This window comes from Limnobaculum parvum (assembly GCF_003096015.2).
GTDB lineage: Bacteria > Pseudomonadota > Gammaproteobacteria > Enterobacterales > Enterobacteriaceae > Limnobaculum > Limnobaculum parvum.
Genome location: NZ_CP029185.2, coordinates 949,492 through 973,441, shown reverse-complemented (window position 1 = coordinate 973,441; position 23,950 = coordinate 949,492). Strand labels below are relative to the sequence as shown.

Genomic DNA, 23,950 nt, shown 5'->3' with positions numbered 1-23,950 from the left:
CGGTGAATTAAGCCGCCGTTATTGAGTTTGATCTTCATCACATGATGTCACTACCTTCGTCTCCCCCCATTTTTACTGTCAGCCGTTTAAACCAAACGGTTCGTCAACTATTGGAAATGGAGATGGGCCAGATATGGCTATCCGCAGAGATTTCTAACTTCTCTCAACCCTCTTCTGGTCACTGGTATTTCACGCTAAAAGACGATAAAGCTCAGGTGCGCTGTGCGATGTTCCGTACCGCTAACCGCAAAACGACCTTCCAACCACAAAATGGTCAGCAGGTTTTAGTGCGGGCGTCCATTACCCTATACGAGCCGCGTGGTGACTACCAGCTGATTGCCGAAAGCATGCAGCCCGCTGGCGATGGTTTATTACAGCAGCGATTTGAACAGCTTAAACAGCGGTTGTCTGATGAAGGGTTATTCAATCCAGCGCGTAAACGCCCTCTTCCTTCTCCGGCAACCTGTATTGGTATTATTACCTCCGCCTCTGGAGCAGCTCTGCACGATATGTTGCAGATCCTTCAGCGGCGCGATCCCTCTCTGCCAGTGATCATCTATCCAACCATGGTACAGGGTAGTGAAGCGACGTTACAAATTGCCCGAACCATTGAACTGGTCAATCAGCGCAATGAATGTGACGTTTTGATTGTTGGCCGTGGCGGGGGATCCCTTGAGGATCTCTGGTGTTTTAACGAAGAGCTGGTTGCACGGGCCATATTTAACAGCCAGATTCCTATTGTTAGCGCGGTGGGTCATGAAACCGATGTCACTATTGCTGACTTTGTAGCAGATTTGCGGGCACCTACGCCATCTGCGGCAGCAGAACTTATTAGCCGTAACCAACCTGAATTAATCCGTCGTTTGCAGTCCCAGCAGCAGCGGTTGGAAATGGCAATGGATTATTATCTAACCCATTTGCGTCAGCGTCTTACTCGTCAGGACAGCCGCTTACAACAGCAGCACCCTCAGTTAAGATTATCCCGCCAACAAACGGCGCTATTGAAACTGCAAAGTCGGCTGGAAGAAGGGATGCAAACCCGTCTACGCCTAGCAAACCGCCAGTCAGAACGTTTACAGCAGCGTTTGTTACACACCCAACCGCAGGTTAAAGTTCACCGTTGCCAACAGCAGTTACAACAGTACCAATATCAATTGCAGCAAGCGCTAGAACGACAACTTAACGCCGCTCGCCAGCGTTTTAGTGTCGGGTATTCGCAGTTGGAAGCGGTAAGCCCTCTAGCAACGCTTGCCAGAGGTTATAGTGTGACAACCGCACCCGATGGAAAAATGCTGAAAAAATCAAAGCAGGTGAAAACAGGAGATATGTTGAAAACTCGTCTTAGTGATGGTTGGATTGAAAGCCAAGTAAGCGGTATTTATTCAACAAATAATAAATCTTGATTCTGAAAAATATTTCTCTATTTGTAATTATAAATATTTAAAAAACCATCAAAAAAACTCATCGAACATCATATTTTTCTGTATGCCTATATATGATATTCATCAAGTCATAAACCGATTATCAATACAACAATCAGCCATGTTGTTACATTAAGTTACTATTATCAATTTACCTATTTGAGTTAATTAATGAGATATATTGTTAACTACCAAAAATTGGTAATTAACAATATATGGAGATATGAAATGAAAAATCTACTTATGATTATGATTCTCGGAATGGCATCAACATCGGTTATCGCTGCCTCAACACAAAAAACGACCAGCTATAGCTGTGATGAGGGCAATTATACATTTGAACTTACCCGTATAAATTCAAATAAAGTTAAGATTGTCGATGCTGCGGGCAATACATCCACATTAAAAATACAGCAGTCAGGTTCTGGTGAAAAATACGTGAGCAAGCAATATATTCTTTCACTCAAAGGCGATATGGGTACATTAGTATATAAAGATAAAAGCAATAAGAAGTCATATCCTCACAATGACTGTAAATTACAATAATATCTCCATCATAGAAATGGGCGATAAAGACGCCCATTTCTATTCAATTAAACTAAAATATTAAACGGGAAGCGCTTGTGAAGACCCGAAAATACTTATCTATTTATCTTCAGCGTAATTCAACGTAATACGCTTCTTCGATATCAAACCATGGCCATGCTGGCAGAAATAATCTACCGCACCGCAGGCCTGCATTTTTTCCAGTGGCTTATTGCAATCAGGACAAAGGGCAAACTGCTGATAAGCCTTACAGCAGCCTTCACAATAAAATAGATTACCTTGCTTCCAGCGCATAGCTCGGTGGCAGTGGGGACAGAGCGTATCCATTATGGTTCCTCGCTAAATCAGCCCGCTCCCTCTTAATAACAACAAACCGAGTGCGGTGGTGAAAAATGACGTCAGAGTCGTCAGCGCAATAATGTTGGCCGCTAACGTGGGGTTTCCACCCATCGCTCGCGCCATAACATAACTGGCAGCGGCAGTCGGTGTCGCCGCCAGTAAAAATATAACGCCTAAAGGAGCACCACGGAAGCCGTATAACCATCCACCTAAAAACAACAATAGCGGTACCACGATAACCCGAGCAACACAGGAGAGCATGGCAACATTTGATGATCGGAACATCGCACGAAAATCCAAACTGGCACCGGTACACAACAACGCCAGAGGTAACGCTATCCCAGAGATATAATTGCCGGTCTTGGTTAGAACTTCTGGAATAGGAATAGAATATAGAGAGAACGGTAGCGCAAGCAGAATAGCGATAATCAGAGGATTGGTTGCTACTCCTCTCGCTATGCTGGTGAAGCTTGGCCGCCCATTCGGTCCGGTAGATAAACTGCGTGCAAGGGTAATCACCGACAAAACGTTATACAGAATGACCGTCACGACGATATAGAATGAAGCCACAGAAACCCCTTCACTACCAAATGCCATTGACGCGTATGCAACCCCTAATATTGCCGCATTTCCCCTAAAACCACCTTGAACAAAAATCCCCCGCTCTCTGGGATCATTAACCAAATAAGGCGCAACCAACTCCAGCAATAAAAAGCTGCCAATAGTACCAACCGCAGCATGAAGCATCATTGGGAGGTGGCTTTGAAGATCTTCATGGTTACCTGCAATACTGAAAAATAGCAGGCAAGGTAGTGCGATATTAAATACCACCCTGCTGGCTGTATCGCAAAATCGGTCGTCAATCAGGCGAAGATGCCGCAAGAGAATACCAAGCAACATCATTAATAAGGTAGGAACCGTTACGCTAAAAGCGAAACTCCATGTTTCCCATGACATCATTTCTGTTTATTCCTTCAAACAGCTCATTAGAGCCGAAACATCGCTAAGATATTATTATTCTATAAGGATAAGACTAAAGTATTGCCATTCTATCGCCCAAAACAAATAAGTAAACACCACCCTTTTGGTGAGGTTTATATATAAGGCCCTGAATAATATTATTCCCTTGATAACTATAACAAATGAAAATATTTATAAAATATATTAATAAGTTTACCGCGATCAATAAATTTATCTGCTATAAGTGGTAACTGTTGAGTATAATAATCTCTCGGACGTTAGTGTTTACGGGCTTACCCTCCTCCTCAGCCCTGCGTGATACAACACTTCAAATATGAAACCTAACGATAAAATTGATGATAAGGAATATCTTTCTATGGAGAATCACATTCCCGATGGCTATATTTTGCCGGGCAACAACAACAGGAAACATGCCCGATGAATGAGCCTTTGTTACTACTTACCATTATTCTGTTTGTTGCGGCGGTTACCGTTACGCTGTCGAAAAAGATCGGGCTAGGCTCTATCCTTGGCTTGTTGATCACTGGTGTGATTATCGGACCTCATACACCAGGTCAGGTTATCCATAAAGAATATGTTGATAATATTCTACATGTCTCCGAATTTGGTATCGTCCTGTTACTGTTCATTATTGGTTTAGAAATGCAACCAAAGCGCCTCTGGTCAATGAGACGAGTGGTTTTTGGTCTGGGTTCGCTGCAAATTTTACTGTCTGGCACCGCCATCGGTATCTACTTCTATTTGCTTGGAAATTCAGCCAATGCGGCTTTCATTATTGGCTTGACGCTGGCGCTTTCTTCCACCGCCTTCGTGATTCAGATATTACAGGAACATAATGAATTCTCTAGCGAACACGGGCGTATTGGTTTTGCTATTCTGCTGATGCAAGATCTAGCTATTGTGCCGTTGTTAGCACTGGTTCCATTACTTTCCGATAAAATTGCGGTACTGCCAGATGATTCCCCTATGTGGATGCAGACCATTTCAGTTATTGGCGCACTGTTGCTGGTGATTATCTTTGGCCGTTATGTGGTGCCTTGGTTACTGAACAGAATGGCGCGTAAAGGCTATCGTGAAAGCTTTTCACTGTTTGTGATGTTCGCTGTCGTACTGGCAGCTTATGTGATGGAACACTTCGGTTTATCCATGGCGTTGGGCGCATTTATCATGGGTATGATGCTGTCGACATCAAAATATGGGTTCCAAATTCACGCCAGCGTTGAATCGGCTAAAAGCCTGCTGATGAGCATCTTCTTTATTTCAGTGGGTATGTCTATCGACTTCGCTACTCTGGCACAAACCCCGCTGCTGTTTGTCAGTAATGTTGCAGTTATTCTGCTGATTAAAATTATTATTCTGTTTTTACTATCGCTACTGTTTGGCACCTCCAAAGAAGCCGCCACCAAAGTCGCTTTCCTACTCTGTCAGGGTGGTGAATTCGGTTTCGTGTTGTTTGGCGTAGCTAAAGCCTTCGGTGTCATTGATGATAAGACCTTTATCATGGGTATCGGCGTTATATCGGTAAGTATGGCGTTTACACCGAGCCTGTATGCCTTCGGCTGCCGTTTGACCAGAAGAGGTCTACTGTCCGAAGTTGACCAGTCGCTGATGCCGGATGAAACCGCCAATAACGCACGGGTGGTGGTAGCCGGTTACGGCGATACCGGCCATGTCTTAGCGCAAATGCTACAAGACACCTCAATTCCTCATATTGTGATTGAGAAGAATCCAGAAGTCGTGAAGAAGGCCCAAAAAGCAGGTGTTCCAGCCTATTTTGGTGATATCACCGATCCAAAGCTACTTAATGTGATTGGTGTTGAGCAGGCTCAAATGGTGATTGTATCTATTGACCATAACGCCAGTGCGTTGAAAGCGGTATCGACGCTACGTACCCTCTATCCAATGCTAAAGATATTGGCCAGAGTACTGGATAGAGATTTAAAAGATCAACTGCTAGAAGCCGGTGCGAACTGGGTTGTCATTGAAACGCTGGAAAGCAGTCTGCATATTGGTGCCGAAGCGCTGAAAGTTCTGGGCGTGGCGGATGAGGAAGTATCCGAGTTGGTCGATTCTCTGCGTAAAGATGGAATGATGGCAACGGCAGAAGAACCAGAAGTTGACGATGCTGAAGCAGAATCAAATACAGCAAGGGCTCCTCTCATCATTGATACTGATGTTGAGCTTCCATCCGATGTCGATGATAAAACTCTGGAACCACATCAACGACCAGAAGCGGGTTGATAAGCATTCTTTATCACAGGGATTATCTGGAATCAGAGTTCTGACCAACATAGCAAAAGGGGCGCTCGCGCCCCTTGAGATTGATGACAAAGCCTGATAGTTCTTAAGTTAGCCAATTGACGGGAGGGACGGGTGTTGAGGTCGACTTGGCGTAAGCCAACCAAACGCCCCTAACCCGGCTAGGACCGGTATGCACTAAAGCCAAGTACAGGTGGTCTTCCGGTCGAGCACAAAGCTAATATAAGTATTTTAGATTTTATGACCGGAATATCCATTGATGCCAATTTATCTGGTTTGTCGGTAGACTCAGGGGCGCGTATTGCGCCCCTTTTTACTTTCTTTAATCTTACTTGCCACGACTCTTAATATGCTGCATCAATCGACGACGTTTGCGCTGTTGGGTTGCCGTCAGTTTATTACGGCGACCCGCAAACGGATTATCACCTTCTTTAAACTGAATACGGATTGGTGTTCCCATTACTTCCAGCGAACGACGGAAATAATTCATCAAATAACGCTTGTAGGCATCCGGCAGGTCTTTTACCTGATTACCATGAATCACGACAATCGGTGGGTTATAGCCACCCGCGTGAGCGTATTTCAGCTTTACACGGCGACCACCCACTAAAGGTGGCTGATGATCGTCTTGTGCCATTTGCATAATACGCGTCAGTAAAGAAGTGCTCACTCTACGGGTTGCACAGCGATAGGCTTCTTGGACTGATTCAAACAGGTTACCCACACCGCTACCGTGTAAAGCGGAGATAAAATGAACACGAGCAAAATCAACAAAGCCTAAGCGCATATCCAATGCCTCTTTGACTTGTTCTTTGATTTCCTGCGATAGGCCATCCCATTTATTTACCGCGATAACCAGTGAGCGCCCACTATTGATGATGAATCCCAACAGGGAAAGATCCTGATCGGAAATGCCTTCACGGGCATCGATCACCAGCAACACAACATTAGCGTCTTCAATGGCCTGTAGGGTTTTAATGACGGAGAATTTCTCTACCGTTTCTGTCACTCTCGCCCGTTTCCGCACGCCAGCGGTATCAATCAGGATATATTCTCTTTCATCCCGAGTCATTGGAATATAAATACTGTCGCGGGTTGTTCCCGGCATATCATAAACTACGACGCGCTCTTCACCCAGAATCCGGTTAGTTAGCGTTGACTTACCCACGTTTGGCCGACCAACAATTGCCAGTTTGATCGGTAAATTTTCCAGATAAGAGGTATCTTCTTCCTCATCTTCTACCGCATTTTCATCAAACTCTTCATCCCCAATATCGCCATCGATACCGGCAAACTGTTCATATTCTGATTCGGCAGACTCATCTTCCTCAACGGCCGGCCCCAGCACTTGCTCAATTAAAGAGGTCACACCGCGCCCATGAGAAGCCGCTATCGGATAAACTTCCCCTAATCCCAAAGCATAAAAATCGCCTACCGCACTGTCAGGATCCAGGCCATCAGTCTTATTAGCAACCAAGAAAGTCGCCTTCTCACGCATCCGAAGGTGTTGAGCGATGCCCTGATCCGCAGGCATCAACCCTGCGCGTGCATCCACCATAAATAGAACAACATCTGCTTCTTCAATCGCTAGTAGCGACTGACCTGCCATATGGGTTTCAACGCCGTCTTCAGTTCCATCAATACCACCGGTATCAATAACGATAAATTCGTGGCCAGCAGATTCGGCCTTACCGTATTTTCGGTCGCGGGTTAATCCCGGGAAATCAGCAACCAATGCATCACGAGTACGCGTTAAGCGGTTAAATAGCGTGGACTTACCCACGTTGGGACGCCCGACCAGCGCGATAACAGGGATCATTATTAAAGCCTCTTTCTTTATAACTCTATGATTTTAAGCTGATTAATTAAAAAACATCGCCAGCTTTATAGAAGACGAAACGGCTCCTGGTGTCAGGAGCCGTTTTTCAACAGGCATCATTACGCAACATCATGCCTTATGGATAACGATTAACTCAGCGGTTGTAGGAGTAGACACTACCGCCACGAGCCTGAATCACTAGTCGATCGCCTGCAACGATTGGCGAGGACAGGAATCCATCACTATCAACTTTATTTTGTGCAACAAACTGACCTGTTGCACTATCCATCCAGTGCAGATAACCCTCTGAGTCACCGACTACAACATAACCATTAAACAGCACAGGCGCCGTCAGTTGACGATGCAACAGATCGTTCTGTGTCCACAGGATGGTTCCGCCGTTTAGCGACAGAGCAACTACTTTATCATCCTGATCGACTAGGAAAACGCGGCCACTGTCGATGAAGAAATCACTGACTGAACCCATATCGCGCTTCCAGATAATCTGGCCTGAACGCAGGTCCATTGCAGTAAAGCTACCATTGTAACCCTGAGCATAAACCACATTATCAACAATGACCGGCGAGCTATCCACATCAGCTAAACGGTCAATTTCAGTTGCACCACTTGGCTGGGAAATACGCTGTTGCCAAATTAACTGACCTTGCTCTAACAATACCGCATTGACACGACCGTTATCACCACCAACAACCGCCGCACCATGTGCAATTGCAGGCGCTGATTCACCGCGTAAAGAAAGCAGAGGCATGCCTAGGTTGGCGGTCCATTTAATGCTACCGTCCGCTTCACTTAACGCTTGCAGCACACCATTAGTCGTGTGAACCAGCACTAAGCCATTGTTAACCACCGGATGAGATAACACTTCACCTGCAACAAGCGTTTTCCATGCCAACGTGCCATCGGCACTATTGAGGGCATAAATTATCGCGTTTTCACTACCGACATAAACATGTGCACCCGCCGCCGTTACCCCGCCGGATAACATCGGTGATTTATCTGAAGAGAAAAAGCTTGCTTTTTCAGTAACGTCCGTTTTCCAAACTTGGTTGCCGCTATCAGCATCCATTGCTTTGACCTGACCATTACGCGCTGCTGCATAGATGCGCCCGTCCTGCCAAGAAGGACGTAAGTGAGAATAATATTCACCAACACCATTCCCCACTGACGTACTCCACATCTTATTCGGTGAGAATTGGTTATTAACCTGCGGCAATGGTGAAACCTTTACAGCGTCATCATCACCACCAAACAGCGAACAGCCACTCAACATGGTTACAGAAAGTAACCCTACGCAAAAAATTCTACGTAATTTCATTCAAATCCCCTTAGGCGGCCAGATTGTTCAGTTTAATGCGCAGTAACTCTTTCAGTACCGGTGATGAATTATCTTCAAACGCCTGCGTATAAGCATCACGAGCGCCTTTTGCATCACCTTTAGCCACTAAAACGTCCCCACGAATTGCCTGAGCCTGTGCAAACCAACCACCTTTTTGTACGGCATCCAGCGTTTTTAGCGCATCATCGAACTGCTTCTCTTGCAGTTGAATACGCGCCAGACGCAGATTGATGGCTGGCAATAGATTATCGTCCTTGGTATGAGTCTGCGCCCACTGCAGTTGTTGCTTAGCTTTGGCAAAATCACCCTTCTCAACCAGATCCTGAGCCAGTTTCAGTGCACCGAAAACACCATAAGTGTTGTCATTGCCCTGAATAAATGCCTCTAAACCAGCAGTATTCTCACTTTGCAACATAGCATTATCAAAGGAGACCGAAGCAGTCGTTAAACTGGTATGTTGATGCGACTGCCAGTAACGCCATCCAAGCAGACCTCCAATACCTAATACGACACCCACCACGATAGCTTTTCCGTTTTCACGGAAAAAGTTACGCACCGCATCTAGCTGCTCGTCTTCATTGTTATAGATTTCCACGGTGTCCCTCTTGATTAACCGATCAATGTTGCTAAATGCACAGCGACTTCAGCCTGCGCCACAGTTTGTTGTTCGCCGTTACGCAAGTCTTTCACTACCACCTGCCCGGCTGATACTTCATTTTCACCCAGAACCAGAGCCACTTTAGCACCCCATTTATCGGCTCGGGCAAACTGCTTTTTAAAGTTACCGCCACCGTAGTTGGTCATCAGACGCAACTCTGGCGTTGTATCACGAATCGTTTCTGCCAGCTTCATAGCCGCAATTTGCGTACCTTCACCGGAAGAAATTAGATAAACATCGACTGCCTGCACGGCTTTAAACGCTGGGTTAACCGCCTGAACTAATAGCACTAGACGCTCGAGCCCCATCGCAAAGCCAACCCCTGGTGTTGCATGTCCACCCAGTTGTTCAACCAGACCATCATAACGACCGCCGGCACAAACTGTACCCTGAGCACCCAAACTGGTGGTTACCCACTCAAACACCGTGCGATTATAGTAGTCTAACCCACGAACTAAACGTGGATTAATTGTATAACTGATACCAACATTATCCAAAAATACGCACAGTCCGGCAAAATGTTGTTTAGACTCGTCATCCAGATAATCCATCAATGTTGGAGCACCATTTAACAGAACCTGAACCTCAGCATTTTTTGAGTCCAACACTCGCAGCGGGTTGGAATACATCCGTCGCTTACAGTCTTCATCCAGCTTATCTTTATGCTGTTCCAGAAACGCAACTAATGCTTCTTTGTAATTGGCTCTAGCTTCCAGCGAACCGATAGTGTTCAGCTCTAGAGTAACATGATCCAAAATACCCAGCTCACGCCACCAGCGAGCCGTCAGCATAATCAGTTCAGCATCCACATCTGGCCCAGCAAGGCCGAATACTTCGGCACCCATTTGATGGAATTGGCGGTAACGTCCTTTCTGCGGGCGTTCATGACGAAACATTGGCCCTAAATACCATAGGCGCTGTTCTTGATTGTAGATAAGACCCCGTTCAATACCGGCGCGAACGCAACCCGCAGTTCCTTCTGGGCGCATAGTTAACGATGTTATCTCTTCACCATCGCGCTCGCTGAAGGTGTACATCTCTTTTTCTACTACATCGGTAACTTCACCAATAGCACGCTTAAACAGTGGCGTTTGTTCAAGAACCGGCGTGCGAATCTCACTATATCCATAAGACTCAACAACACGCTTAATAATGTCCTCAACTTGCTGCCATACTGCGGTGTCTTCTGGCAAATAGTCATTCATACCACGTACAGATTGAATTTTCTTTGACACGTCAATTCTCTATATGCTTTAAAATTTTGATAATTATAGGAGGTATTCCCTCTCCACATCAATGCAAACAGGCGGTTATTACACAGTAATACCGCCCGATTAATCTGTTTTTTTACCTATCGTCACGCATAGTGTCACAATTTTTCATTAATCCTGACTGATATCGATACGCTTGGATTTATCCAGCATACTGGCTCTTGCGCGGATCTTCGCTTCCAGTTGATCGATCATATTATCGTTATCAAACCGTTCTTTCTGGCGCTCACCATTTTCATAGTAACCGCTCTTATTATGACCACCTGTTACACCGATATCAGATACTAACGCTTCACCCGGTCCGTTTACCACGCAACCAATAATTGAAACATCCATCGGAGTAATAATATCTTCCAGACGTTGTTCCAGTGCATTAACCGTACCTATAACGTCAAACTCTTGACGAGAACACGTTGGACAGGCAATAAAGTTGATCCCTCGGGAGCGAATGCGTAACGCTTTCAGAATATCAAAACCAACTTTTACTTCTTCTATCGGATCTGCCGCCAGTGAAATACGTAATGTATCACCAATACCTTCTGCCAGTAGCATACCCAAACCGATCGCTGACTTCACCGAACCACTACGTGCTCCCCCTGCTTCGGTAATACCCAAATGCAAAGGTTGCTCAATCTGTTTTGCTAACAAGCGATAAGATTGCACTGCCAAAAAGACGTCTGAAGCTTTAACGCTAACTTTAAATGCATCAAAGTTCATGCGGTCAAGAATTTCAACGTGACGTAAAGCAGACTCTACCAACGCTTCAGGCGTTGGCTCACCATACTTTTCCTGAATATCTTTTTCTAACGAACCGCCGTTAATACCAATACGGATAGGAATATTTTTGTCTCGAGCACAATCAACCACTGCACGAATACGGTCTTCACGCCCGATATTGCCAGGGTTAATACGCAAACAGTCAACACCGTACTCAGCAACCTGTAAAGCAATGCGGTAATCAAAATGAATATCTGCCACCAAAGGAACTGAAACGCGCTGTTTAATCAGCTTAAACGCTTCTGCGGCTTCCATCGTTGGAACAGAGATCCTCACGATATCGACGCCGACCCGCTGTAGCGACTCAATTTGTTTTACCGTTGCCTCTACATCCGTAGTTCGGGTATTGGTCATTGACTGAACGGCGATGGGAGCGCCATCACCAATAGGTACATTACCTACATAAATACGTTTTGATTTACGACGAACAATCGGCGTTTCATTATGCATTATAAGCTCTCCCCGAAAACTACCACGACTGGTTAACCTTATTTGTTATTCAGCCGCTAACGTCAGGCGAGCAGGACGATTTGAACTTTTATACTGGCTCATATCGACAGGTTTGCCTTTATAGCTAATTTCTACTGCTGCTGGCACACCCACTTTCACCCGATAAGGGGCTTGTCCGGATAGTGACAACTTACCATCTTTTCTCTGTAGGCCGCTGTATAGACTCTGACCTCTGGCATCAGTCACCTCTACCCAACAATCCTGAATAAAGGTCATATAGATATCATTAGTATCCTGCACTGGCTGTACTGTTGTACCCGTTGCAGCTTCCGCTTCAGCGACCTGAGCGGCAACCGCTTCTTCCAGCGTTGGAGCCACATTTTGAGTAGGTTGAGCTGGAGAGGGTATCTGAACAACATTATTAGCCACAGGCGCACTGTTGGCCGAATCCGGATTTACTGAATTCGTAGACGGCTGAGATGTGACTGCATTAGACGGTGTTGTATCAGGCTGATTAGCTGACAATTGGATTTGGTTTTGTTCACCAGATGACGACTGAGTCAGCTCGTTTTGCTGTGCCTTATGGTTTTCCCACCACCAAGCACCCGTCAATCCAAGCACCACGAACAAAATCAACCAAGTAAATAGCGTCAACCAACGGTCAACCTTTTTACGCGGCTTACCCAGCGTAAAACCCTTTATTCGGTTAGTTTCAATAATATTCTTTTCTGCGCCACCTTTCGGCAGTAATGCAATTAGCTCATCTTCTGGCACCTGAACCAATTTGGCGTAAGAACGGATGTAGCCTTTGATAAAAGTTGGCGCTAAATCTAACGGATTTAAGCCATCCTCCAGTTCTTTGATGGTACTCACCTTTAAACGCAGTTGCTCCGCCACAGTACGTTGGCTGAGGTTCAATGCTTTTCTGGCTTCACTGAGTCGGTAACCGATTTCAGCCAGTGGTGTTTGTCTTTCTTGCGGTGTATCAGTATTCATGAGCTAAGAATAATTGGTATTGTTTTGATTGTGAAAAACCTTGCGCCAGTTGCTTACCATAACGTTTTATATCATTTAAGCGATTATCTGACGCCGCAAATTGAATCTGTATCCATAAACTTTCAGCACTGACAGGAAGTACCTGCTGGTAGAGGTTAAGCAATGACTGAGCCTCTTCGCGCTTGCCTTCCTGCCAGTAACGGGCCGCGGTATTTAATATCCGCACACCCTTTTCTGGATTCTGCTTTACTGCCCGGGTTAATTTTTTATCTGATTCATCTGGTTGCCCGGCCTGCAATAAACAATAACCTGAATACTCAAGGCTATTGGAAACATCATCGAGACGCTCAGTGGCTGCTGCCAGCTCGAAATAACGTTGCGCTACATCATACTGCCCTAAACTACAGAGAAACGCACCGTAATTATTTAACACATCACCATTATCTGGCGCTAGCTGCAAAGCCAAATGATAGCGCGAAGCCGCTTGTTCATTCTCTCCAATCCCCTGCAGGTATAGCCCCATGCCTAACTGTGTCCGGTAGTCTTGTGGAGCATAATTCACTGCTCGTTCAAGATTTTTTCGAGCAGCCACAATATCACCTTGGGATAAATAAGCCATACCTAAGGTTAGTCGAATCTCTGCGGCCTGTCCCATATCGGCGACATTTTCATCTGTTCTTTGGCTGCTGCACCCCATCAATATACCAGCCAACAACGGTATAGATAACAATATCTTCTGCACTGATATTACAGTCCTTGTATCTATAACGCCCTATACTACAACAATAATTCACTTTCATATATGGTTGTAACATATCGTGTTTTAGAGCGTTTTAATTGAAATAGGTTCCCCATTCATTTTCTTTTTTAAAGTACGCTTGGTTCTGTCAATAACATCGCCCGCCAATTGGCCGCAAGCCGCATCAATATCGTCTCCGCGGGTTTTACGTACAATGACGGTAAAACCATATTCCATCAGTACTTTAGAGAATCTATCTACCCGACTATTTGAACTTCGTCCATAGGGGGCTCCAGGGAATGGGTTCCACGGAATTAAGTTAATTTTGCAAGGAGTGTTTTTCAAACACTCAGCTAACTGATGGGCATGCTCTGTTCCATCATTGATGTGATCAAGCATCACATACTCAACGGTAACTCGCCCCTGATTAGCATTAGACTTCTCCAAATAACGACCAACAGCCGCTAAGAAGGTCTCAATATTATATTTACGGTTTATCGGTACGATTTCATCACGGATTTGATCGTTAGGTGCATGCAGCGAAATTGCCAACGCAACATCGATCATCTCCCCCAACTTATCCAGAGCAGGAACCACCCCCGATGTTGATAACGTTACCCGACGTTTGGACAAGCCAAAACCAAAATCATCCAGCATAATTTCCATCGCCGGAACCACATTGGATAAATTCAGTAGGGGTTCACCCATGCCCATCATCACCACGTTGGTAATTGGACGTTGCCCGGCAATCCGAGCAGGGCCTATTACTCTGGCTGCGCGCCAGACTTGACCAATAATTTCAGATACTCGCAGATTACGGTTAAAACCCTGCTGTCCCGTTGAGCAAAACTTACACTCCAATGCACAACCTACCTGTGATGAAACACACAGTGTTGCCCGATCCTCTTCAGGAATGTATACAGCTTCAACCTGTTGATCACCAACCGCCAATGCCCACTTAATGGTGCCGTCTGCTGAACGCTGCTCTGCCACCACTTCCGGTGCACGAATTTCTGCCACTTGCTGTAAGCGGGCACGCAGAACTTTATTAATATCCGTCATCTGCTCAAAATCGTCATAACCGAACTGATAAATCCATTTCATGATTTGATCGGCTCGGAATGGTTTTTCGCCTAAAGAGACAAAAAACTCACGCATTGCCTGTCGGTTAAGATCTAATAAGTTAATTTTTTCTGACGGATTGGCTGATAAAACAGCCGCGTCAGATGACGTTAAAATCTGCTCGGACATGGTATTGAAGGCCTCGTTATTACACTTTATGGCGCTAGAAAATCTAGAGAATTTAAAGGGTATTAAAATTACCCCTGCGATACTTAATTTGCAGGGCATGGTGCAGGTGGCATTGTACTGCTTTTAGTTAAACGTTTCTATGCGCATCAGCATAGTTAAAAATGAATATTCAGTCATAGTCTGGTAGGGTCGAAAATACTGTTTGATATTAAAAGAGTTTTAATATTGCCCCCATCATTTTGTCATTAACTGATACACTTATTTACCGCTGAAATGAACTTGAAATCAGTAAAAAGCCAGAAGGATAACTCTCTGGCTTCTATCATTAATTCGTTCAGATTAGCGAGTACGCTGGCAAACTTCATCATCACTGAAAAAATAAGCAATTTCACGCACGGCTGAGGCAAGTGAATCCGAACCATGAACTGCATTTTCAGTCATACTATCCGCATAATCAGCGCGTAACGTCCCAGCTAAAGCGTTGGCAGGATTGGTGGCTCCCATCAGGTCACGATAGCGCTGAACCGCATTTTCACTTTCCAGCACCTGCACGACGACTGGGCCAGAGGTCATAAAATCCAATAGACCATTGAAGAACGGCTTTCCATCATGTTCCGCGTAAAAACCTGCAGCCTGCTCTCGAGTCAGGTGTAGCATTTTTGCAGCCACAATGGTGAATCCTGCATGTTCAAAACGCGAGTAAATAGAGCCAATCGCATTTTTAGCAACGGCATTAGGTTTAAGGATGGAAAAAGTACGTTCGATAGACATATTCACCTCGGGGTTACTGATAACTGTTCTATATTCTTTAATTCATAGGGTAAATCATTGTAGCTAGACGCAATTCGTGGCTGATTATACGAGCAGATATCAGGCTTGCCTATCTCGGATGTAACATTTCTTTAAAATAAACCGAAGTTAATACACATTTTTGGAGGTATGCCGCATTTTTAGCGCAGAATAACGGCAGATTGAGACTTGAGGTGCAATATTAAAGCAAAATGCGATGAATGTAGTATCGAGGAAATTTCGTCCACTAATAGTACTGAGTCTAAATGAGCAAATGCGCAAGTGGCCGGGCAAGAGGCATTAAGGCGAACGCCTCCTGCGCCTCCTCACCTTCGCACCCGAATCCAGATCGCTACGCGACTTCCCTCCGCCTTCATTCGGGCTTACGCACCGACACAGAGTCGCTCCCTACGTCGCTGTGCCCCGCCTAACATCCATGTTCGGCGTGCTACCCTCATTCAGTTGTCGGTTGAATTCCAGAGTTCTGAGAGAGCAAAAACATAAGGTCAAGAACATAAATATTACTCCAACACAAACCCTACGCTGCTAACCTGCCCACTCTCATCCAACACGCTAATCTGATATTTACCGGAATTCGTCAGAGTATGAATCATTGGTTTGTCTTCTTCGGTTTCCATCAGAGATTCACCGTTAATAAACCACCAGCGTTTGCCCCGTCCTCCCTGAGTATCCAACCGTAAATCAAGGGATTGCGTTCCCGGAATCCGTTTAAGAATCGCCCCGTCTTTTAATCCTAGAATCAACAATGGCGGGCTGACATCGTAACTGATAGGTGGGCACTCAGTATCACGTTCAGGTAGACGGCTGGCCCGGCGCTCAGACGGCGGTAACCAGGTTTCCAATGCAACCGGCCACAAAGCAATTCGACGTGATATTGCGCCACTACAGTCCGGAGCAACACGTTTCCCTTCGGCGTTAACCGAAAGGTTCAACCAGCCACCAATACCCGTATCCTGCCCAATAGACGATAGCGTCGGCGGTATAGTGCCATCCAGAATCCATGCCTGACGACGCTGGCGACAGTTGGTATCACCAGTCTCCAAACTTTGTCCCTGAGGCCAGCAAATGACCGCACGACTGACAGAGTTTGGACGCGGATCCTTTGGCCAATTTTTGGCTAATTGACTATTACGATTTATCAGCAGATGGTTAATTTGATGCAAAATCGGTACCGCGGTGGCATAACCAAACTGACCGGCTACCGGAGTACCATCCGGACGCCCAACCCAAATACCGATTAGATAACCGCCGTTCATGCCAATAGTCCAGGCATCGCGGTAGCCATAACTGGTACCGGTTTTCCATGCCAATGGCGTAATATCTGAAATCTGACTATCGGGAACCGGCCGACCTTCGCCAGCCATAATTCTGCGAACAATCCACGCTGCACCGGGGGAGACTAACGGGCGCTCCACCAGAGGATCTTCCGGTCGATAGCGTAATGCTGCAACATTGCCCTGTCGCACAAACGCACTGTAACCGCTAACCAACTGATCCATCCGCATACCGGTTCCGCCCAGAATCAGAGATAGATTAGGATCGCTGTTAAGCGGGAAACGCAAAATAATACCGGCATTACGCATATTTCCGGTAAATCGTTTGGGGCCATAAGCTTCCAGAACCTGAACCGCCGGCAGGTTTAGTGAGCGAACCAGCGCGTCGGAAGCGCTGACTGGGCCACTAAATCCGGTGTCAAAATTTCCGGGGCGATAATCACCAAACTGACGCGGTACGTCCTGCAACAGCGATTCCGCATGAATCAGACCGTCATCTAACGCCATCGCATAAGCAAAAGGCTTCAAGGTGGAACCAGGAGAACGCCATGCGGTAATCATATCCACATGACCAAATCGACTGCGATCGTTGAGATCCGCTGAGCCAATATAGGCTTTTACCGACATATCCGCATGGTCAACGACGAGAATACCCATGGAGGTACTGGGAGGTAACTGACTCTTCCAGCCCATGACCATATCTTCGAGACGCCGCTGTAGCGAGGCGTCAATGGTGGTATGAATGACATCGGAACTGCTTTCTGCCAGCAAACGTCGTGAAAGCAACGGTGCCAACTGCGGGGCCTGGCGCTCAGCCAACCAAACGCTCTCTTGTTTTATATCGGCTATTTTTTCTTTATCCCAAATTCCATACTCTTCGAGACGATCGAGGACTTTATCTCTAGCGGCCTGTGCTCGCTCAGGATAACGGTCGGGCCGTAAACGGCTGGGAGCCTGAGGCAATACGGCTAATAGCGCCGCTTCTGAGCGGGTAAGCTCTGAAGGTGGTTTATCCAGATAAGCCCAGCTTGCAGCACCAATGCCCTGTAGAGTACCGCCATAAGGGGCTCGGTTGATATAAATCGTCAGTATCTGATCTTTGGTGTAATGCCACTCCAGTTGCAGAGTACGAAACACCTGCCGCAGCTTACCAAGGAAAGTTTTATCATGAGGTTCAATCAGGCGAGCCACCTGCATTGAAAGGGTACTACCACCGGAGACAATGCGCTGATTAGTCAAGTTCTGCCACAAAGCTCGCATAATAGCCAAGGGGTTAATTCCCGGATGAGAATAAAACCAGCGATCTTCGTAGGTCAACAAGGCTTGTAAATAATAAGGAGACACTTCATCCAGCGAAACCGAATAACGCCATACCCCATCCGCATCGGCAAACCGCCACAGCGGGGAACCATCCTCCGCCACCACCACCTTCGCCACTTGCACATCCGGCGCCGGTAAAGGCCAAATCTTATTCGCCAGCCACAGCCCCGACGCCGTAACGGCAACCAACACCACCACAACAATCGCCAGCCTACGCCAAAAACGAAATGTGAACCATCGGGAAAATAAACTACGCAATTCGGTTACTCATATAAAGCGGAAATTAGCTCGACAACGTCAACAATATCAAACCAATATTATTAGCAGAGTTAAACGGAGGGAGACCTTTCCGTTGGGGTCGACTTGGCTTAAGCCAACGACAAACAGGCAAAGCCTGTTTGAACAGCGCTTGCGCTGACCCGGAGGGTGAAACACCGTAAGGTGTTTCATAACCGCCCCTAGGGAAGGTAGGCCCGACGCACACCAGTGCAAAGTACAGATGGTCTTCCGGCCGCACACATAAAATAATATAGGCACAATGTCCTTACGGCCGGAATATTCTCTAACGCCAATTTAAATAAGCTATAGAGGGGCGATGCTCATCACCCCATTTACAACCTTATTTAATCTCCAACTTCGCCGGAGTCGAACCTATTGCATGCCACTCAGGCTTATACATCGATTCAACCTGCGGAGCCGGAACGCTATAGGTACCTGGCGTTACTGCGCGCACCAGATACAGCAACGTCACCGGATTGCTCTTGGAACCATCCACTTTAACGGCGGCAACATAGCGATCGTCACGGTATTCCTGATACTTGATTTCAGCGCTTTGCATCTTGGTTTGTAATGCCATCAGCTCACCCGCACTTTCACTCAGACTGGCACTGCTGCTGCCCAAGTTTTGGTTTTCCAACTCAAAACCAGCCGGTAACAGATCCACTACTAACGCATCGTTCACCTGATTGTCAGACCACAGATTCAAATGAACCACCAATAGCTGACCACTACTAACGTGGTCAAGAGAAGCGGTGGAACCATCCAGATTCAGGAAGTTACGTTCAATATGCAGGCGGTTGCTCACCGGCGCTGGCTGTTTCAATGGATAGCCGGTGATATCAATTCGAGGGTACACCGTTACGCTACCGCTGTTAGTCAGGTTGATGCCTTTTGCCAACTGATTGGCATCATACAGCGCAGAAATTGACTTGGTTTCTTCATAGTCTTTACTTTCAACGCCAGAGACTTCAACTTCCCACTCTGCCGATTCACGTTTTGGTAAGTCGCGTCCCGCCAGATAAACAGCATTACGCTCTTGCGTCGACAGATAACGGTTTGAAACTAGCGCATCTGACAGCGACATCAAAGCACTATCCTGCTGCTGAGGTAACAGGTGATATTCATTCAACAGCGCCAGAATCAAGGCGTTATCTCGCAGATCGCTGCCATAGTCACCTAACCAAGTATTACGGTTAGCGCCGCCCATAGAGACGCCCTGCTGAATCAGTTGATTGGATTTCGGCATATCTCCCATCAATTGCAGAGCAACACCTAGCTGAACCATCGGTAAACCAGACATGGCCTCGCTACGACGCTCGTACAGTTGACGTAACGCCCCTAATGGGGCCTGCTGTTGACGAGCCAGCACCAGTCCCGCGTAGGCCTGCACGCTAAACTTAGCGGCATTGGTCGCCGCAGCGTTAGAAATATACTGAGGTTCGATCTGATTACGGTCCTGTAGATAACGTAGCAGACGCTGATTCGCTTTATTCAGCGCATCTTCACGCACTGAATAGCCTTGTTCACGTGCACGTACCAAGAAATCGGTAACATAAGCCGTTAACCAGTACTCCTCACTACCTTCATGTTCCCACAAAGAGAAACTGCCGTTATCTTTCTGCATCCCCAGCAGGCGTTCGATACCAACATCAATGTTGTGACGACGCACATCGTCACTATCGCTCTTGATACCTAACGCAGCCAATTGAGCCTGATTGGTGTACAGCGATGGATAGAGCCCACTGGTGGTTTGTTCCAGACAGCCATACGGATAGGCAAACAGTTCTCGAATATGCTGCGCCACATTCAGCGGTGGCACGGCAGTCAACGACATTTGACCTTCCACCGTTGGTGTGGATAGCCCCAATAGCGCATCCTGTGGCAGTGCCCAACTTTCACCCGCACGCAACGTCATCGCGTAGCTGTTAGTCTTCGCCGGCGTTGCAGGACGAACGCCCAATGTCCAGTGACGTTCAAACGCCGTTGAAGGCTCACCCGGCAACACCAAGCCATTGACCCGAACGGTAACATCCCCCTGACCAAAGCCATTCAAAGCTTCAACCGGGATGCTTAACGTTTTGCGCTGACCTTTTGTTAGTTTAACCGTTTGTTCCGCAGCGCCAGTTTGTTTAACTAAACCCTTAGTTTCAACCGTCACATTAAGAGACTGTTCGCCATCGGTAAGATTACTGAGATCCAACGCCAGAATGCTACGGTCGCCACCGGCAATAAAACGCGGCATAGATAAATCGGCAATTAACGGAGCTGCCACGACCATTTTACGTTCTGCGCTGCCAAACTCTTCATCGCTCCAAGCCTGAGCCATCAGCCGAAGTTCGCCGTTAAAGTCAGGGATTGGCATTTGAATTTCGCCTTCGCCCTTATCATTCAACACCACCGGCATGGCCTGTTGCGCTACGATTTTCACTACGGTAACCGGTTTTTTACCACCGCGTGCCAGTGCATCATCTTCACCGTCACCACCGAAACTCAGCTTGGCCGTTTTACCTTTTCCTTCAATTAACTGACCATAGATATCCATCTGGTCAATGCTATAGCGCTTACGCCCGAAGAAGGCTTCATAAGGATCTGGCGTGACATAATTGGTGATATTCAATACGCCACTGTCTACCGCAGACATCAGTACATTGATCGATTTAGGTAACTCGCCATTTTTAACTGACGCTTTTACTTTTACCGTCAATGTTTGGTTAGGACGCATACGCTCTGGTGCATCCAACGCCAAGGTAATTTTACGGTTTTCATCCACCAGCGGCAGGTGCAACAAGCCTACAGCGCGCTTTGGCGTGGCTTGTAAATTCTTATCACCGGGGCGAACCACTAACGCACTCAGGTAGAGATCGTGGCGATTCCACTCTTCATTGATTGGTACGTTAAAATTAGCGCCACCAACCGGTACTTCGATCTCTTGCCACCATAAAGGTCCATCGCTAGATTCCAGCATCAGGTAGCCTTTACCCGCGGTTGGTGCTTCAACGTGCAGGTTAACCTTCTCACCCGGACGGTAAGCTGGCTTATCCAATTTCAGTTTGACCTGATCCGGGCGTAATGCACCGGTACCATCGGTGTTATCCTGCCAGCTATAACCCGCCCAGAAACGCAGGCTGGTCACCATGCCACTGTGAGGGTCTTCCACTTCAAGACGATAGGAACCCCACTCCACCGGATAGCTAACTTTAGCTACCTGATCGGCACCGATGGATATAGTTTCCTGATTAATAATTAAATCTTTTTGATCGTAACGGGAGCTCCAACCATCACCGGAAGACCATTCCCAGTAATAATCACGACGTTCACGAACCAAACGAACATTCAGCCCATTCGCCGACAGCTTATTGCCTTTAGCATTAGCATAAACAATATCGAAACCGGCTAAGCTGTCAGAATCCACCATAAACTGAGGTTTATAGTTATTCGTCTTGTAGTCATAAACTTCTTTTTTGTTAAACAGCGGACGGATGCCCGGCATGTTAGTGGCTGGCCAGATAGCCTGCTCGGCACGGCGGGTTACAGGGCGACCGCCGGATTCCATCAAACTGGCCTGAACAATCACCTTCATCGGTGATTTACTCTCGGCCCAGTCGCTCGGTACCGTTACGCTGGTTAACCCTTCAGAATCTAATTTCAGGTCAAACTCATTGAGTGAACGACTCAGGTTGGTATCCAGAACAGAGCCAAACTCATAACCAGGTAGTTTTGCTACCGCCTCACGCGCCGGACGCAGGAACAATTGCCCTTGCAAACGGTTACCTGAAGCTGGCGCACCATATAAATAACGGCCTGTAACATCAAAAGTGATTTCCTGAGAAGGAGATACAGGAACATCTTCAACCGACTTCAGCTCCAGTGCCATACGCTCAGGCAGGAAGTCTTCAACTTTAAACTTATAGAAACGGGGCTGTTTGTCCCCTAAGTTAATGCGTAATGACCATTCGCCAGTTGCTGCATTGTTAGGAATGTCATACATAAACTGATAGAAGCCGTTCTTTTTCGGCTGCCAAACAAAACTGCGCGTAACTTGATTATCCGGCTTAAGCACGTCGACTTTTACCGGCTGGTCCGGCAGCCCCGCCCCATCGGGATCGCGCAGTAATCCGTTAACAATCAGCGTTTCTCCAGGGCGATATAAATCTCGCGGGCCAAAAGCAAAAAATTGAGTAGCAAAACCTTCCGGCCCGGCAATATCAAATTCCGACAGATCCAATGCCGCTTTATTCAGATCGATTAAGCTAGTTTGCCCATCTTTGGTGGCCAGCATGATTTTAGCTTTATCATCTTTTATCAGTTGAGCGTGGCCATCAGACGAAGTTTTAGCCTGAGCCAGTGAGTTACCTTTTTCGTCAAACAGCTCAACTTTAACGCCGGAAACGCCTTCCCCCCCTTCCAGAGCCTGGGTAAATACATCCAGACGGTCATGATAACGGTGTAAAGAGATACCAATGTCGCTCAGGGTGAAAATAGTCACCGGATTGCTGTATTGATAAGCGCCGGCTTCCTGCATCATTGCCAGATAGACCCCCGGCTGTTGCAGCTCTTTAATGCTATTCAGGGGCAGCAACACCTGCTCACGCGTATTGCGCTGTGGGCTTAAATCAAAGCGCCCGGTATAGGCTAAATCGACTTTTTTCAAAAATTCTTGGGATTCCCAGTAACTTTTTGCTCCTGTTCCTTCCCAGTCGGCCAAGAAGCCGGAGAGCATTTCTGGCTTAATGCGGTAAAAGTTAACGTCAACTTTATTCACGTTCAGGGCAATGACCGGCAATCCGGTAATCACTTTACTCGGTAGCAGGGATCCCCTGCTGGCAAAACCAATGGATGGTTCGATATCCCGGGTAGTTAACTTTTGCTGGAACTCTTTGTCCAGCTTCATGCCGTTAACGCCGCTCAGGTTTTTATTGATGGTCAGAATCAGCTTACGGGAAGGCTCCAAATGACGAAGACGCAACTCCATCATATTGTCCGACATCTCCCATGCCCCATCAACTTTACCGCTGGCCTCATCCACCAGATTCAGCAGAGAGGTAAAATTCTGATTAGCCGCCAGCGGAATTGAAAAGGTCACCACCATCGCACTGGCGCCGTCCAGTTGGACTTCAGAGGCATCAAGAATAGTGAATGACTTACCGGCATAGCGAGAAGTTTGCTGCTCTGCGGCAGGCGTAACCTGTGGTGCTTCCGGTGCTGCGTGGAGAGGTAAAGAAGCGAAGCCAAAACACGAGGCCAGAAGTAGCCCCCTCAGCCCCCAAAAATCAGAATTTCCCTGACGCATAAGCGATTCTCTCTGAGATGAAGATGGTGTGATAAACAGATCTGTAACAACATATTAGCCGGAATATGGCTAAAAAAATAGATGAGTGTGTAAAACAAGAATAACTTATTTTT

At 46.7% G+C, this 23,950-nt stretch carries 16 protein-coding genes; 3 read left to right on the top strand and 13 right to left on the bottom strand.

Annotated elements, in window-relative coordinates; all coding sequences use genetic code 11:
* Positions 1-44 precede the first annotated feature (44 nt).
* Both xseA and HYN51_RS03700 read left to right on the top strand, forming a co-directional pair.
* Positions 45-1,403, top strand: coding sequence for an exodeoxyribonuclease VII large subunit (gene xseA, locus HYN51_RS03705; RefSeq protein WP_108902148.1), 1,359 nt, complete (start codon positions 45-47; stop codon positions 1,401-1,403).
* 246 nt (positions 1,404-1,649) lie between these two features.
* Positions 1,650-1,967: an MliC family protein gene (locus HYN51_RS03700; RefSeq protein WP_157952974.1), complete on the top strand. Its 318-nt coding sequence runs from the start codon at positions 1,650-1,652 to the stop codon at positions 1,965-1,967.
* Positions 1,968-2,066: 99 nt separating this feature from the next.
* On the opposite strand, the gene HYN51_RS03695 is transcribed toward HYN51_RS03700, so the two are convergent.
* Positions 2,067-2,294, bottom strand: coding sequence for a zinc ribbon domain-containing protein (locus HYN51_RS03695; protein ID WP_108901605.1), 228 nt, complete (start codon positions 2,292-2,294; stop codon positions 2,067-2,069).
* A 12-nt stretch (positions 2,295-2,306) separates the two neighbouring features.
* Positions 2,307-3,263 (bottom strand): AEC family transporter, encoded by a 957-nt coding sequence (locus HYN51_RS03690; RefSeq protein ID WP_108902147.1) that lies wholly within the window; start codon positions 3,261-3,263, stop codon positions 2,307-2,309.
* Positions 3,264-3,704: 441 nt separating this feature from the next.
* Here HYN51_RS03690 and HYN51_RS03685 point away from each other — a divergent pair, with 441 nt between their 5' ends.
* Positions 3,705-5,528 (top strand): monovalent cation:proton antiporter-2 (CPA2) family protein, encoded by a 1,824-nt coding sequence (locus HYN51_RS03685; RefSeq protein WP_108901604.1) that lies wholly within the window; start codon positions 3,705-3,707, stop codon positions 5,526-5,528.
* Positions 5,529-5,874: 346 nt separating this feature from the next.
* On the opposite strand, the gene der is transcribed toward HYN51_RS03685, so the two are convergent.
* From der to HYN51_RS03630, 11 genes are all read right to left on the bottom strand, one after another.
* A complete protein-coding gene (der, locus tag HYN51_RS03680; RefSeq protein WP_108901603.1) occupies positions 5,875-7,365 on the bottom strand; it encodes a ribosome biogenesis GTPase Der in 1,491 nt (496 codons plus the stop codon).
* Positions 7,366-7,519: 154 nt separating this feature from the next.
* Positions 7,520-8,701: an outer membrane protein assembly factor BamB gene (gene bamB, locus HYN51_RS03675; protein WP_108901602.1), complete on the bottom strand. Its 1,182-nt coding sequence runs from the start codon at positions 8,699-8,701 to the stop codon at positions 7,520-7,522.
* 10 nt (positions 8,702-8,711) lie between these two features.
* On the bottom strand, positions 8,712-9,317 hold the full coding sequence (locus HYN51_RS03670; RefSeq protein ID WP_108901601.1) for a YfgM family protein: 606 nt from the start codon (positions 9,315-9,317) through the stop codon (positions 8,712-8,714).
* A 14-nt stretch (positions 9,318-9,331) separates the two neighbouring features.
* Positions 9,332-10,615, bottom strand: a complete 1,284-nt coding sequence (gene hisS, locus HYN51_RS03665) for a histidine--tRNA ligase (protein WP_108901600.1) — start codon at positions 10,613-10,615, stop codon at positions 9,332-9,334.
* A 147-nt stretch (positions 10,616-10,762) separates the two neighbouring features.
* Positions 10,763-11,878, bottom strand: coding sequence for a flavodoxin-dependent (E)-4-hydroxy-3-methylbut-2-enyl-diphosphate synthase (ispG, locus tag HYN51_RS03660; RefSeq protein ID WP_108901599.1), 1,116 nt, complete (start codon positions 11,876-11,878; stop codon positions 10,763-10,765).
* A gap of 45 nt (positions 11,879-11,923) precedes the next feature.
* On the bottom strand, positions 11,924-12,874 hold the full coding sequence (rodZ, locus tag HYN51_RS03655) for a cytoskeleton protein RodZ (RefSeq protein ID WP_108901598.1): 951 nt from the start codon (positions 12,872-12,874) through the stop codon (positions 11,924-11,926).
* The gene (gene pilW, locus HYN51_RS03650) at positions 12,864-13,571 is read right to left on the bottom strand and encodes a type IV pilus biogenesis/stability protein PilW (RefSeq protein WP_108901597.1); all 708 of its coding nucleotides are present in this window, start codon (positions 13,569-13,571) and stop codon (positions 12,864-12,866) included. The genes rodZ and pilW overlap by 11 nt, the downstream gene beginning before the upstream one ends.
* Positions 13,572-13,697: 126 nt before the next feature.
* Positions 13,698-14,864, bottom strand: coding sequence for a bifunctional tRNA (adenosine(37)-C2)-methyltransferase TrmG/ribosomal RNA large subunit methyltransferase RlmN (locus tag HYN51_RS03645; RefSeq protein ID WP_108901596.1), 1,167 nt, complete (start codon positions 14,862-14,864; stop codon positions 13,698-13,700).
* A gap of 339 nt (positions 14,865-15,203) precedes the next feature.
* Positions 15,204-15,635, bottom strand: a complete 432-nt coding sequence (gene ndk / locus HYN51_RS03640; RefSeq protein ID WP_108901595.1) for a nucleoside-diphosphate kinase — start codon at positions 15,633-15,635, stop codon at positions 15,204-15,206.
* Positions 15,636-16,174: 539 nt separating this feature from the next.
* Positions 16,175-18,526, bottom strand: a complete 2,352-nt coding sequence (gene pbpC, locus HYN51_RS03635; protein WP_108901594.1) for a peptidoglycan glycosyltransferase PbpC — start codon at positions 18,524-18,526, stop codon at positions 16,175-16,177.
* Between the two features lie 361 nt (positions 18,527-18,887).
* Positions 18,888-23,837 (bottom strand): alpha-2-macroglobulin family protein, encoded by a 4,950-nt coding sequence (locus HYN51_RS03630; protein WP_108901593.1) that lies wholly within the window; start codon positions 23,835-23,837, stop codon positions 18,888-18,890.
* Positions 23,838-23,950: the final 113 nt, after the last annotated feature.

Coding starts and splice junctions, on each gene's coding strand:
- xseA (WP_108902148.1), top strand. CDS start 45: ATGTCACTACCTTCGTCTCCCCCCATTTTTACTGTCAGCCGTTTAAAC.
- HYN51_RS03700 (WP_157952974.1), top strand. CDS start 1,650: ATGAAAAATCTACTTATGATTATGATTCTCGGAATGGCATCAACATCG.
- HYN51_RS03695 (WP_108901605.1), bottom strand. CDS start 2,294: ATGGATACGCTCTGTCCCCACTGCCACCGAGCTATGCGCTGGAAGCAA.
- HYN51_RS03690 (WP_108902147.1), bottom strand. CDS start 3,263: ATGTCATGGGAAACATGGAGTTTCGCTTTTAGCGTAACGGTTCCTACC.
- HYN51_RS03685 (WP_108901604.1), top strand. CDS start 3,705: ATGAATGAGCCTTTGTTACTACTTACCATTATTCTGTTTGTTGCGGCG.
- der (WP_108901603.1), bottom strand. CDS start 7,365: ATGATCCCTGTTATCGCGCTGGTCGGGCGTCCCAACGTGGGTAAGTCC.
- bamB (WP_108901602.1), bottom strand. CDS start 8,701: ATGAAATTACGTAGAATTTTTTGCGTAGGGTTACTTTCTGTAACCATG.
- ispG (WP_108901599.1), bottom strand. CDS start 11,878: ATGCATAATGAAACGCCGATTGTTCGTCGTAAATCAAAACGTATTTAT.
- rodZ (WP_108901598.1), bottom strand. CDS start 12,874: ATGAATACTGATACACCGCAAGAAAGACAAACACCACTGGCTGAAATC.
- pilW (WP_108901597.1), bottom strand. CDS start 13,571: ATGGGGTGCAGCAGCCAAAGAACAGATGAAAATGTCGCCGATATGGGA.
- HYN51_RS03645 (WP_108901596.1), bottom strand. CDS start 14,864: ATGTCCGAGCAGATTTTAACGTCATCTGACGCGGCTGTTTTATCAGCC.
- ndk (WP_108901595.1), bottom strand. CDS start 15,635: ATGTCTATCGAACGTACTTTTTCCATCCTTAAACCTAATGCCGTTGCT.
- HYN51_RS03630 (WP_108901593.1), bottom strand. CDS start 23,837: ATGCGTCAGGGAAATTCTGATTTTTGGGGGCTGAGGGGGCTACTTCTG.